Genomic DNA, 13,999 nt, shown 5'->3' with positions numbered 1-13,999 from the left:
CGCCATGCTCGGCGCACAAAAGCAAAAGAGCGACCTAAGGTCGCTCTTTTTAAATCATCGCTGTAGCAATAAACCATTCAAATCAACTTCAGTGAATTTGATTGTGGCTCACTACCTGAGTCTTGGTTTCAGTGAAGGCAACATCATCAAGTTGTAGGTTGATTCGTTCCAATTCACTTTCCAGCTTCTGACTTTTCTTAAACAGCTTTTGCTGCTTCTTAATCATCTTCGCCAGTTTCTTATTGTACTTCTCTTGTTTCTTAGCCGCTTTCTTCGCTTGTTTGAGTTCAGCTTTCTCATCACCGCTCGCCTTCGCCATCAGTTTTTTCAGCTTGGCTTTTTTCTGTGCGGCTTCTTTTTTGGCAAGCTCAGGGGCCATATCAGCGGCGGCTGGATCGAACATTTGTACGCTCGGTTCAATTGCCTCTTTGATTTCCGCAAGCGACAGTTCTGGTGCAGGTAATGTTTCCGCTAGCAGGCCGCATGCGACTTTCTCTTCAACGGGTTTGTTTTGACAACCAAGAGGTGGAATTGCGGTGGGTTTGCATAGATTCGCTTGATCCGCCGAAGAACGCGCGCAAGAACGACACACGAACTTAGGTTCAGTCACCAAGCTGTGGATCTCGCCCAAGTGTTCGGTGATATCTCGACGGTTTAACTTACAAAAGCGTTTAGCCATGCTTCAACTCCAGCTAAGAATAATAATGATTCTTAGTTAGATATACATCTGTAACGCGACTATCGCAAGTGTTAAATGGCAATTTATCGTATTTATGACGGGAAATTTTCTTAGCGTGTATCTAAGTTATTGATGCTTCAATTAAGTCATTGATGCTTTCACATAGACGTCAAAACGGTTCTTTTTGGTTTCGATCGCCATGCTCGGTTTTTGCTCGTCTAACCAAGCTGCGTAATCCGGTCTTTTAACCACAACTCGCTTCGATGCCAACTTCATCGCTGGCTCAAATAGGCCATCAGCATCCAGATCGGCACCCACCAAAGATTGGAATACGCGCATCTCTTTTTTGACCAGAGCCGATTTCTTTTTGTTCTCTGGGTGTGGGTACATAGGGTCGAGGTACACCACGTCTGGCTGTTCGAAGTCAGGATCGTTGCTGAGCTTATCTAACGCATCGTGACTGGATGCGTGAATCAACTTCATGCGTTCAGTTACCCAACCACCGATATCTGGGTCTTGTTGCGCTCGCTGCAAGCCATCATCAAGCAGTGCGGCCACAACGGGGTGACGCTCGACCATTTGCACCTTACAACCTAGAGAAGCCAACACAAACGCATCGCGCCCTAAGCCTGCAGTACCATCAAGAATAGTTGGCGTTGCGCCTTTGTTTAAACCAGCTGCTTTGGCAATCGCCTGACCTTTACCACCGCCAAACTTACGTCGGTGACCAACTGCGCCTCCCACTAAATCAACAAAGATAGCGCCAAGCTTGGGCTCATCGACTTTACGTAGCTCAAGTCGCTCACTAGTCAGTACCAAAGCAAAATCACTGCTTTCATCATGAGATAAGTTCCAGCGGGTCGCTAAGTCATTCAAATGATCGATTTGGGTAGCATCTTCGCAAATCAGTTGTAGTTGCAAGGTCGTCTCCAACAGACAGTAGTATTCAAAACAAAAGAGGCAACCAGTTTACCTGATTGCCTCAACAATACATATTAGCGGTGAAAAGTATTCCCAGCTAAAGTCGGCTTACCTAAACCAATGGCTCTGTCTCTCGCTCTTGTCTTAACTCTTCAACAAGCTCTGCGAGTGGCTTAGGTCGCCCTATGATGTAGCCCTGCGCGTAGTTCACACCCAGTTCGATAAGCTTGTCGATAATCTGGGTATTTTCAACGAACTCAGCCACGGTGTGCTTGCCCATCTGCTTGGCAAGATCATTGATCGAGCGAACCATCACATGGTCCATCTCATTCACATCAATATCACGTACAAACAAGCCATCGATCTTCACAATATCGACAGGCAGCTTTTTCAGATAGCCAAATGACGATAGCCCTGAGCCAAAATCATCCAATGCAATCATGCAGCCAAGCTCTTTGATTCGAGTGAAGAACTTGATCGCCTGCTTCATGTTACTCATGGCCGCTGTTTCGGTGATCTCTAAACAAATCTTATGACACGGTATCGATGAATCGCTCAGGCTATCTATCAAAAATTCGACAAACTCACGGTTACCCATCGAGTGACCGGAAAGATTGATTGAACACATCCCCAGTTCCTCAATAACCTCAGGGCGTTGCTCCAACCAACCCAAGGTTTGACTGACGACTTGGCGGTCAATCAAATGCGCGATGTTATAACGCTCTGAGGCTGGCATGAAGATCCCCGGGGAGATGTATTCCCCTTGGATGTTCTTGATGCGGACCAAGATTTCAAAGTGCATTTTATCGCTGTCTTCATCTAGGCCAAGAATTCGCTGCGCAAACAACTCTAAGCGATCGTTAGCCAAGGCCTCATGCACTAGGTTAACGCACTCCATCTCAAGATGGCGACGACGCAGGTCTTCATCATCTTGATGGTAAAGATGATAGCGATTGCGACCTTCTTCTTTAGCGGCATGACAAGCTGCATCCGCCTGAGCGTGCACCATCTGTGGTGAAGCTGCTGTATGGTCGATCAATCGAATACCGATAGAGCACGTCAGGTTGAGTCGAATATCATCCCACAAGAATGGATTCTCACTCATCATCGAGATAATACTGCGACACACATTCACCGCATCTCGTTCAGTACAGTCTTTCATTAATACTGCAAACTCATCACCACCCATTCGCGCTAACACCGCATTGTAAGGCAGTACGTCTTCTAGCAGTTTGGCGCTAAACAAGATCGCAGCATCACCCGCTTCATGTCCTGCGGTGTCGTTCAAGACCTTTAACTGATCCAAATCTAGGAACAACATTGCGTGAGTTCGCATGTGACTCTCAACCTCTTTCAGCGCTTTTTGCAGCTCTTGCTCAAAGTGGTTGCGGTTAAAAGTGTCAGTCAGTAGGTCATAGCGAGCCTGATACTCTAGCTTTTCAGAAAGCTCGTGCGTTTCGGTGATGTCTTCACCCACAATCAACAGCTGATCAGACTCCACCAACGGGCGGATATTTTCACGAATCCAGATCTTGCTGCCGTCGGCATGGCGATATTCGATATCACGACGCCACACACCACGAATCTTATGCTGAGGTTGCAGCAAGATATGACGAGGAATCATCGCGTTCTCATCAACATAGAATTCTCTAGGGCGATGGCCCAACAACTGATCGAGAGGGTATCCCAAAAGCTCTTCGGCAAACTGGTTCACTTGTTGAATGCGATTATTGCCATCGAGCGTAATCATCATCACCGGCTGTTTGTCGTAATACAGCTTCAAGTTTGCTTCACGTTGGAACAGCTTATTCTCAGCAAGCTTACGCGAGGTCACGTCGCGCGCCTCAAAGAGAAACTGAATGTCTTCGTCTTCACTGCCCGGCATCGGCTTCAATGAAATATCCAACACCATCGCACCGCGATCTCGACACCACACCTCGGCTTCAAATCGTAAGGCTGGGTGCTCACTTTTTGCGATGAAATATTCGGCTAGCACTTCTCGCGCAGAACTTTCCCAATGTTGGTGTTGTTGCAGCGGCGTTCCCAGTTTATAGCCTTGATTATAAAGCAGCTCATGTAACTTGCTGTTACTCGACAGCAGCACGCCACCCTTATCAATGATGCCCATGAATTGCAGGCTCTGATCAAATATCGACTCCAACAGTCGTTGGCTTTGGCGACTTGCACGTTCGCTCTTCTTCAGACGGTTAAGGTAATACACCAACACCGCGATAACACACGACATGCTCAAGAACATTAAACCGATGGTGCGAATTTCATCGCGATAGCGCATTAAGAATGACTTCGGCTTATTGAGGAAGGTTACTGAGGCTTCATTCTCTGCACCCAAATCCCAACGTGAGATCTGTTGGTAATCGAGTTTGATTTCTGGCGCGCCAGCAACCACCAATGGCAATGGAGCCTTAGGATTGTTCAGCACGCTCAACAGCACGCGCCCCGTGTCTCGACCTTGCGTTTCTCCACTGTGGATCACGCCACCAATCGCACCAAACCCAAGTCCTAAATCATGCACAATATACAATGGCATCTGAGTTTTTTTGTTGAGCTGACGCCAGTCTTCTTTGCTGCTGACCCGACCATTGATGTCGCGGTAGTAGGCCCAGAACAACAAGCTTTTAGTTAGATCAGCGCGTTGCGCGAACGTCATCAGTTCTTGATAAGAATCAGGCGTATATTGCTCCACCATCCCAGAAAACTCAGGGCGTTTTTGTAGAAATAAATCCACTTGAGCGCGAATAGCTTCACCCGTTACCGAGTGATCGGTAACCACGTAAACTTTTTTAACCGTCGATTGAAGTCGATTGATCAGCTCAATATTGCTCGCCATATCAATATCTTCAGTGATACCGGTTGCGTGCAAGCCTTCAATCATTTGCGGAGAAAAATTGTTGATGCCACCAAAAATAACGGGCGTGCCATTGAGTTCGGGCGCTAAGCGTTTCATCAGATTGAGGGCGTTATTATCACTGACGACTACAGCGGCAAACTCTTCATGCGACAGCTTAGTGCGGTATAGCTGATAAATTCGCTCTAAGTATTCAGCGTTTTGAGTTCGCTTGGTATCGAGATAAACAACCCGGTAAGATAACCCATCGCGATCGAGCTCATCAGATAGTCCTTTATGGAAATCATCTGTCCAGAAAAAGCCTTGATGATAAGAGTGAATAACCAACACATCTTTTGCCTGAGCTGAAGCAAAAACACTCCAACACATCACAATAAAAAATAACGAAAATCGCACTGAATTCACCCTAACCCTATAGTTACTGCTAATATTATCACCCTTGGCTATGATGTGTACTCAAGCCGGTATGTTTTTCATTCAACCTAAGGATTATGCATGTCCACAACCACAGCTCGTCTAGATGATCTAGACCGTGCCATTCTCAAAACCTTGATGGAAGATGCACGAACTCCTTACGCTGAAATGGCAAAGCAGTTCGATGTCAGCCCTGCGACGATTCACGTTCGCATCGAAAAGATGAGATCGGCAGACATTATCGAGCGAACGGAAGTTGTGGTAAACACCAAAAAACTGGGTTACGACGTGTGTTGCTTTATTGGCATCAACCTTAATGCTGCCAAAGATTACCACTCGGCGATCGCTAAGCTGAATGCCTTAGACGAAGTGGTTGAGGCGTACTACACCACTGGTGCTTACAATATCTTTGTAAAGCTGATGTGTAAGTCGATAGAAGAGCTGCAGTTTGTATTGATCGATAAGCTGCAAGCGATCGATGAAGTTCAGTCGACAGAGACACTGATTTCATTGCAGAACCCTATCAACCGCAATGTGAATCCATAACATTGATTCGCCTTGCTTGGCATAACGCACAGACAAAAAAAGAGCCTCTAACTAGAGGCTCTTTTCGCAATAAACTAGATAGTTACCGTGATTATGCGTTGATTCCCGCGTGGCGCAGCATTGCGTCGATTTGTGGCTCACGACCACGGAAGCGTTTGAACAGCTCCATTGGCTCTTCACTGCCACCCATTTCAAGGATGTTGTTCAGGAAGCGATTACCCGTTTCAGTGTTGAAGATACCCTCTTCTTCAAATGCTGAGAACGCATCTGCCGATAGCACTTCTGCCCACAGGTAGCTGTAGTAGCCCGCGCTGTAACCACCAGCAAAGATGTGACCAAAGCTGTGTGAGAAACGGTTCCAATCTAGGCTTGGCAGTACCGACACCTTAGACTTAACATCCGCTAGCGTTTCTAGTACGCGAGCACCCACTTCAGGGTCGTATTCTGTGTGTAGCGTGAAATCGAACAAACCAAGCTCTAGCTGACGCAGGATAAACATCGCAGATTGGAAGTTCTTCGCCGCTAGCATCTTCTCTAGCATCTCTTTTGGTAGCGCTTCACCCGTTTCGAAGTGACCAGAGATGAACGACAGCGCTTCTTCTTCCCAACACCAGTTTTCTAGGAACTGACTTGGTAGCTCAACCGCATCCCAAGGCACACCATTGATACCCGCAACTGCGCCCGCTTCTACTTGCGTCAGCATGTGGTGGATACCGTGACCGAATTCGTGGAACAAGGTCACCACTTCATCGTGAGTAAACAGTGCTGGCTTATCACCAACTGGCTTGTTGAAGTTACACGTTAGGTAAGCGACGGGCGTTTGTAGCTCGCCAGATTCAGTAATACGACGACCACGACAGTCATCCATCCAAGCGCCGCCACGTTTGTGCTCACGTGCGTATAGATCTAGGTAGAAGCTACCGCGCAGTGTTCCAGTCGCATCAAAGATATCAAAGAAACGCACTGACTCATGCCAAGTGTCTACGCCTTGACGCTCTGTTACCGACATACCAAACACACGGTTAAGCACCTCAAACAGGCCTGAAACCACATTCGATTCAGGGAAGTATGGGCGAAGCTCTTCATCAGAGATCTCGAACAGGTTCTGCTTCTGCTTTTCGCTGTAGTAAGCGATGTCCCATAGGTTTAGCTCAGAAACACCAAACTCTTTCTCTGCAAACTGACGCAGCTCTTCAACTTCTCGCTCACCTTGCGGTTTGGCTTTTACTGCTAGGTCGTTTAGGAAGCCAAGCACTTGGTCTGGCGTTTCTGCCATCTTAGTCGACAGTGATTTTTCGCTGTAAGTACTGAAACCAAGCATGCGCGCGATCTCGTGGCGCAGCTTAAGTTGCTCGGTGATGATCTCAGTGTTGTCCCACTTACCTGCGTTTGGACCGCGATCTGAAGCGCGCGTTACGTACGCTTCATAAAGCTCTTTACGCAGTTCTTGGTTATCACAGTAGGTCATCACAGGTAGGTATGATGGGATATCTAAAGTCAGTAGGTAGCCTTCTTGCTCTTTAGACTCAGCCGCCGCTTGAGCTGCCGCCAGTGCTGATTCAGGCATACCTGCCAGCTCAGCTACGTCTGTGATCTGCTTGCTCCAACCCATGGTTGCATCAAGCACGTTATTTGAGAATTGAGAGCCTAACTCAGACTGGCGCTTGCTGATCTCGCCGTAACGATGCTGTTCATCTGCAGGTAAGCCAATGCCCGACAATTCAAAGTCGCGCAGTGCGTCGGTAATAGTTTTTTGTTGAGCTCGGTTCAGTGCAGAGAATGCTTCACTCGCCTTGATCGCTTTATACGCTTCGAACAAGCCTTTGTGTTGGCCAACCCAAGTGCCGTATTCAGATAGCACAGGTAAGCAGCTCTCATACGCTTCACGCAGTTCGTCACTGTTCACGACAGAGTTCATATGGCTTACAGGTGACCAAATGCGACCTAAACGATCATCCACTTCTTCAATTGGAGCAACTAGGTTGTCCCAGCTTGGTGAAGTATTACCTTCAAGTACTTGTTCTATCTTGTTGCGACACGCTTCAATCACTTGCTCAACTGCAGGCTTTACGTGCTCTGGCTTGATCTGTGAAAACGGAGGTAAGTCCGTGAAGGTTAATAGCGGATTAGACATATAAACATTCCTTTGGCTTTAGAGACTTTCGTCTTTTTTGTAATGAGGTCGTCTTACAGTCATCAGGCTAAAGTTCGCCCTAAAAAATCACCTGCGAATAGTTATTAAATAGTGCCCATAAAGGCAAATTTCAATAGTAGAACCAATAACTAACTGCATATTGCTAGCGACTGTTCCTGAATTGTTCGAGAATTTATGGTCCATTGAGGGTTATAATAGTCTGATTAACCCCACCTACACTAACCACACTCTAATTCGAGAGTGTTACGAGAGTTTAATTTGTTAAGTTATCGCCACAGCTTCCACGCAGGTAACCATGCCGACGTAGTAAAGCATATCGTACAGAGCCTTATTCTTAATTCTTTGAAACAAAAGGATAAGCCTTTTGTTTATCATGACACTCACTCTGGTGTAGGTCGTTACGACTTAACGCATGAATGGTCTGAAAAAACCGGTGAATACAAGCAAGGTATTGCTCGTGTGTGGGAGCAAACAGACCTTCCTGAAGACATTCAAAGCTACCTTGAGTCTATTTCCATTCTCAATAATGGCGAGAAACTGCGTTACTACCCGGGTTCTCCACGTGTTGCACGTGCACACCTGCGTGACCAAGACCGCATGGTACTGACTGAGCTTCACCCAGCCGATCACCCGCTGCTTGAGCAAGAGTTCCACCGTGATCGTCAGGTATCTATCTACAAAGAAGATGGTTTTAAGCGCTTAAAGGGCAGCCTGCCACCAAAAGAACGTCGTGGTTTAGTACTGATCGACCCGCCTTACGAGCTGGCAAAAGAGTACCGTGATGTCGTGACTGCAATCGCTCAAAGCCACAAGCGCTGGGCAACCGGTATCTACGCAATTTGGTACCCGGTAGTAAATCGCTGTGATATCGAAGATATGATCGAAGGTCTCGAAGGCTTAGGCATCAACAAGATTCTACAAATCGAACTTGGCGTATCACCAGACACCAACGAGCGTGGCATGACGGCATCAGGCATGATCGTGATTAACCCGCCTTGGAAGCTAGAAAGCCAAATGAAAGAGATTCTTCCATTCTTGAAGGAAGCAATTGCGCCAGCGACCGGTCACTTCAAAGTAGAGTGGATCGTACCCGAGTAATCTCGAGTCCACATCATAGACTGAAGAATCTTCAACAGACTGTGATGTGGACGAATAAATTTTAAACAGGGAGATTGAGTTCAACCGATCTGCCCTCAATATAATAATTAGACAATTTAAGAATCTATAGGACGTAGGTATCCAGTGCTCTCACTGTGACTACAACCTTCAATAAATGGAGAAAGTAATGGCGACTCATTTTGATTACATCTGTATCGGTGGCGGTTCAGGCGGCATCGCATCGGCTAACCGCGCAGCTATGCACGGTGCAAAAGTTGCACTTATCGAAGCTCAAGACCTTGGTGGTACTTGTGTAAACGTTGGTTGTGTTCCTAAAAAGGTAATGTGGCACGGCGCTCAAGTCGCTGAAGCAATCAACCTATACTCTGAGGACTACGGCTTCGACGTTGAAGTAAAAAGCTTCAACTGGAGCAAATTAATAGAAAACCGCCAAGCGTACATTGGTCGTATCCACCAATCTTACGATCGCGTTCTTGGTAACAACAAAGTAAACGTAATCAAAGGCTTTGCTAAGTTCGTTGACGAGAAGACTGTTGAAGTTAACGGTGAACACTACACCGCTGATCACATCCTGATCGCGGTAGGTGGTCGTCCAACAATTCCAAACATCCCAGGTGCAGAATACGGCATCGACTCAAATGGCTTCTTCGACCTAATGGAGCAACCAAAACGCGTTGCGGTTATCGGTGCTGGCTACATCGCAGTTGAGATCGCAGGTGTACTAAGCGCACTAGGCACAGAAACACACTTGTTCTGTCGTAAAGAATCTCCACTACGTAGCTTCGATCCAATGATCATCGAAACGCTAGTAGAAGTAATGGAAGCAGAAGGTCCAACACTTCACACGCACTCAGTGCCTAAAGAAGTTGTGAAAGAAGCGGATGGCACACTGACTCTACACCTAGAGAACGGCAACACTCAAAACGTTGACCACCTAATCTGGGCTATCGGTCGCCATCCAGCAACTGACGCTATCAACCTAGCATCAACTGGCGTTGAGACGAACGATCGTGGCTACATCAAAGTAGACGAGTTCCAAGCGACTAACGTTCCTGGCATCTACTGTGTTGGCGACATCATGGAAGGCGGTATCGAGCTAACTCCTGTAGCGGTTAAAGCAGGTCGTCAGCTTTCTGAGCGTCTATTCAACGGTCAAACTAACGCGAAAATGGACTACAAGCTAGTGCCTACTGTCGTATTCAGCCACCCACCTATCGGCACGATTGGTCTAACGACTCAAGAAGCTGAAGAGAAGTACGGCAAAGACAACATCAAGGTTTACACATCTGGCTTCACGGCTATGTACACAGCAGTAACCAAGCACCGTCAACCTTGTAAGATGAAGCTAGTATGTGCTGGCGAAGAAGAGACTGTCGTTGGCCTACACGGCATCGGTTTCACGGTTGATGAGATGATTCAAGGCTTCGGCGTTGCAATGAAGATGGGCGCAACCAAAGCAGACTTCGACTCTGTTGTGGCGATTCACCCAACGGGCAGCGAAGAGTTTGTTACCATGCGTTAAACCTTTGTAAGTCAAAGAAATATTATGAAAAAGCCGACATCTGTCGGCTTTTTGTGTTTTTTACCGTATGTTTGAATGTTTATTAACCGAACAGCATTTTACACACTTAACTTGGAAGAAAGATCACGCTACAATCGCGCGCTATAAAATTACACGCATAAAAATAACAAATAGCTCTATTACAGAAAGGATATACGAGTAATGAAAAAAGTGAGTATTCTCGCAGCGGCGATTGCAGTAGCTTTAACAGGTTGTGGTAGCGACAGTTCTAATTCAGGTGTCACAACACCGACAGAACCATCAACAACAACCAACAAATTTATCGATGCCGCTGTTGAAGGTATCTACTACAACACCAGTTCTGGCTTAAACGGTATTACAAATAGCGAAGGCGAATTTACCGCTAAAACTAACGACACAGTGACCTTCTTTATTGGTGGTGAAAATGGCTTAAAAGTGGGCGCAGCATCCAACCGTGATGTATTGACTCCATTTGAAGCTGCGGGCAAATATGCACGTGCCGTTAACCTAGCGATTTTACTTCAATCTTTAGATAACGAATTTGGTAGTTCGTCCGATGATGTGCTGACCATTCCAGATGCGCTGCGATCGCCTGATGCAACGACTCTAGCTAAGATGGAAGATCTAAGCTTAGATGATCGTGATAGCGTGATCGACTTCTTAGACGAAATGGGCGTAGACTCTGCAAACATCACTTCGGAAGAAGATGCTCTTGATCATATGCAAAATGCGTTTGGCTCAATGACTCGCGGCGAAGACACCGTTAATCCTTTTATGGCTGAAGGTAAAATCGTTCGTTATATTGATGTGACTCAAAACTCTGAAAAGTTCACCTACGTTCATGCTGATAAGCTTATGGAATCAGAAATGTTTGAACGTACTCGTGGCATGACCGAGATGACATTCAAGGTGAACTCAGCTGACTCCGTCTCTATGCTGGCTGGATCGAACGATTATTCATTGTCGGAAAACTTCGCAGAACAGTACCTCACCTGTGTTTCTAACGCTGCGCACCAATGGATTGATAAAGATAACGCCGAAAAACAAGGGTGTGATACTAACGACGATGGTCTAGTGGACAGAGAGAATGGCTCCCTTACACCGGATAGTCAGTTTGTGCTCAACAACCCTTTTGCATACAGACTTCGAGATCTAGCACAGTCTTCAACGGCAGATGAAGAATTTACAAACTCGGACATCGACTGGATGCCGTTTGATGCTGAAAAGGCATCAGACCTAAACCATTACACCGCCAACCATGTTTGGGATGATGGTGAGAACGGCACGCCAAAATGGATTCGCAGCACAACCTCTGGCTCTTTTGACCCTGTGACTGGTATTTATTCCGAGATCGTTAAAAAAGAAACACTAGGCGATGACCCTAACAATGACCCATCTCGTGCAACAGAGCGCGTTGGTTACTATTATGAAGTTGATTCAAAAGATGCCGAGCGCTACGTCGACTTCACAGGTACATGGGACACCACCGCGATTTGTGGCGATGGACAAAGTGCAGTCATGAGAATGGTCTTCTCAGACTTAGCAATCACAATATCTGGCGCAGAGTGTGAAAGCCAAAATGGTGCTCCTTCATCACCGGAAGATTTGGGCGAGTCTGTTTATACTTACGCTGAATTAGCGACTATCGACTACTGGTGGTTCAACCAAGCGGGCCGCGAGTCGAAAGCAACCTTGACTGAGTTGAACACGGTCGTGCGCTTCTGTGACGCTGATGACTATGTAGCAGGTACAGCGTGCCACGCAAACGATGAGTACTTCATTAAATGGGAATACCAACCAGCAGGCACTGATTGGGATGAGGGCCTACTGATTCGTCGTAAGATGGACAGCTTCGGTAATAGCAACGGCAGCTCTAGCATCATGCAGAAAATCAACTAATCGCTAAATTGATTCGTTTACCTCTAGATAAACCAGAAGCACGCTTCTGGTTTTTTTCATTTTTAGTATAGATGAACCTTCAAGCCCCCATCCCCGTAGATACAAAAACAAAATCTTAGCGATCCAAAACAACAACGGAGTTTGTAATGAATCTACTGATCGAATCATTTGAAGGCGGGATTTACTTGGCTTACCAAGTTATTGGCGAGCAAAAACAATTAATCAAAGATGACCACCAGCACCCTATGAAGTTTTTGAGTATTAACCAAGCACGCGATCACTTTAGCGACCAAGGCGTAGCATCAGCAATGTTGGTTCATAACAGCGCCTACGACGAGATGTGCGGTGAGCATTGTGGTAGCACACAGCCTTTCGAGATTGATTTGAAGTGGAGTTAAATCAACCTCAAATCAATCGCGATAAAAATTGAAAGGCTTGCATCAATGCAAGCCTTTCTTATGGGAGTCACTTTCACTTTTAATCACCTAGATTAGCGCGATGTCCGTTTAAGTCTTCGTTTAATGTTCTGCTCTTTCACTACAAAGTCGAATAGCGGAGCGAACAGGTTGGCGAACAAGATAGCCAGCATAATGCCCTCTGGGTAGGCTGGATTAAGCACTCGAATACCGACCGTCATCACGCCGATCAAAATCCCATAGGCCCATTTACTCTGATTGGTAAACGCGGCAGATACAGGGTCTGTTGCCATGAAGAAGGTACCAAAGGCAACACCACCCAACACAAAGTGCCAGTAAAACGGCATCGAAAACATCGAGTTAGTATCCGACCCTATCCAGTTCAGTAAACTCGACGTCACGACAAGGCCGACAATCACACCGGCGACAATGCGCCAAGACGCTATCTTCATCACAATCAAAATCAACCCCGTCAGCATGATCAGCAGTGACGACACCTCACCCATCGAACCTGGAATATTACCGATAAAGGCATCCATCCAGGTGATCGCCTCGCCAGTCATGTTATTGATGAGTGACGTGCTGCCGCCTTCATACCATTGACTCAGCGGTGTCGCGCCTGAATAGCCGTCAGCGGCAACCCACACAAGCCCACCCGACATGTTGGCTGGATAGGCGAAATAGAGAAACGCGCGGCCTGCAAGGGCTGGGTTCAAGAAGTTTCGTCCTGTACCACCGAACAGCTCTTTGGCGACAACGATACCAAAGGTGATACCTAAAGCGGCTTGCCAAAGCGGGATGGTTGGCGGAAGAATGAGTGCGAATAGTACCGAGCTAACAAAGAAACCTTCATTCACCTCATGTTTTCGTACAACGGCAAATAAAACCTCCCAGAAGCCACCTACCACAAACACCGTGGCATAAACGGGTAGGAAATAGAGTGCACCAAGCAACATCTGACTTTCCCAGCCACTTGCCACCAATGACTGCGCATCACCAAATGCCCACGACAGACGCCAGCTGCTTTCAATAACCGAGGCAAGTTCGTTAAGTTGATAGCTGGAGGTTAATGCGAGGACGCTTTGGTGTCCGACGTTATACATCCCCCAGAACATTGCCGGGAAAGTCGCCAGCCATACCAGAATCATGATGCGCTTTAGGTCAATGCTGTCACGAACATGGGTTATACCGCGGTTTACGTTTCCGGGTGTATAGAATATTGTCGCGAAAGCTTCATACACTGGGTAGAGCTTTTCGTACTTCCCTCCGGCTTCAAAGCGTGGAGCCACGTCTTCTAATCGTTTTTTTAAACTCATAATCTCAATCACCTTATTGCTTGAGTTATGGTTTTCTACGCATCAGCCGCGCTATTTGAACAATTTTTAACGATTTTTAATCAAATTCGTCTTGAAGAACGAGTGTCTAAAAGTCGAACCGATGT

General features: G+C 46.6%; 10 protein-coding genes. 5 read left to right on the top strand and 5 right to left on the bottom strand.

What is annotated here, in order from left to right; translation table 11 throughout:
• Window positions 1–88: 88 nt before the first annotated feature.
• From AB4371_RS11570 to AB4371_RS11560, 3 genes are all read right to left on the bottom strand, one after another.
• Complete coding sequence (locus AB4371_RS11570; RefSeq protein WP_372149771.1) at window positions 89–679, bottom strand: hypothetical protein; 591 nt, start codon at window positions 677–679, stop codon at window positions 89–91.
• A gap of 141 nt (window positions 680–820) precedes the next feature.
• Window positions 821–1,600: a class I SAM-dependent methyltransferase gene (locus AB4371_RS11565; RefSeq protein ID WP_017063046.1), complete on the bottom strand. Its 780-nt coding sequence runs from the start codon at window positions 1,598–1,600 to the stop codon at window positions 821–823.
• A 112-nt stretch (window positions 1,601–1,712) separates the two neighbouring features.
• A complete protein-coding gene (locus AB4371_RS11560) occupies window positions 1,713–4,835 on the bottom strand; it encodes an EAL domain-containing protein (RefSeq protein WP_372149773.1) in 3,123 nt (1,040 codons plus the stop codon).
• 126 nt (window positions 4,836–4,961) lie between these two features.
• Here AB4371_RS11560 and asnC point away from each other — a divergent pair, with 126 nt between their 5' ends.
• The gene (gene asnC / locus AB4371_RS11555) at window positions 4,962–5,426 is read left to right on the top strand and encodes a transcriptional regulator AsnC (RefSeq protein WP_008218581.1); all 465 of its coding nucleotides are present in this window, start codon (window positions 4,962–4,964) and stop codon (window positions 5,424–5,426) included.
• A gap of 91 nt (window positions 5,427–5,517) precedes the next feature.
• On the opposite strand, the gene prlC is transcribed toward asnC, so the two are convergent.
• A complete protein-coding gene (gene prlC / locus AB4371_RS11550; protein WP_171732313.1) occupies window positions 5,518–7,560 on the bottom strand; it encodes an oligopeptidase A in 2,043 nt (680 codons plus the stop codon).
• Window positions 7,561–7,839: 279 nt separating this feature from the next.
• On the opposite strand from prlC, the gene AB4371_RS11545 reads away from it, so the two are divergent.
• From AB4371_RS11545 to AB4371_RS11530, 4 genes are all read left to right on the top strand, one after another.
• The gene (locus AB4371_RS11545) at window positions 7,840–8,679 is read left to right on the top strand and encodes a 23S rRNA (adenine(2030)-N(6))-methyltransferase RlmJ (RefSeq protein ID WP_017060143.1); all 840 of its coding nucleotides are present in this window, start codon (window positions 7,840–7,842) and stop codon (window positions 8,677–8,679) included.
• A 187-nt stretch (window positions 8,680–8,866) separates the two neighbouring features.
• Window positions 8,867–10,222, top strand: coding sequence for a glutathione-disulfide reductase (gene gorA, locus AB4371_RS11540; protein WP_104216355.1), 1,356 nt, complete (start codon window positions 8,867–8,869; stop codon window positions 10,220–10,222).
• A 201-nt stretch (window positions 10,223–10,423) separates the two neighbouring features.
• Complete coding sequence (locus tag AB4371_RS11535; RefSeq protein WP_102394323.1) at window positions 10,424–12,142, top strand: hypothetical protein; 1,719 nt, start codon at window positions 10,424–10,426, stop codon at window positions 12,140–12,142.
• Between the two features lie 146 nt (window positions 12,143–12,288).
• Window positions 12,289–12,540: a DUF6482 family protein gene (locus tag AB4371_RS11530; protein WP_017070091.1), complete on the top strand. Its 252-nt coding sequence runs from the start codon at window positions 12,289–12,291 to the stop codon at window positions 12,538–12,540.
• A gap of 92 nt (window positions 12,541–12,632) precedes the next feature.
• On the opposite strand, the gene AB4371_RS11525 is transcribed toward AB4371_RS11530, so the two are convergent.
• Window positions 12,633–13,874 (bottom strand): NADH:ubiquinone reductase (Na(+)-transporting) subunit B, encoded by a 1,242-nt coding sequence (locus AB4371_RS11525; RefSeq protein WP_102320134.1) that lies wholly within the window; start codon window positions 13,872–13,874, stop codon window positions 12,633–12,635.
• Between the last annotated feature and the right edge of the window lie 125 nt (window positions 13,875–13,999).

The sequence above is a fragment of the Vibrio sp. 10N.261.51.A3 genome, assembly GCF_041471965.1.
Classification (GTDB): domain Bacteria; phylum Pseudomonadota; class Gammaproteobacteria; order Enterobacterales; family Vibrionaceae; genus Vibrio; species Vibrio crassostreae_C.
This window is presented reverse-complemented; position numbering and strand designations above follow the sequence as displayed.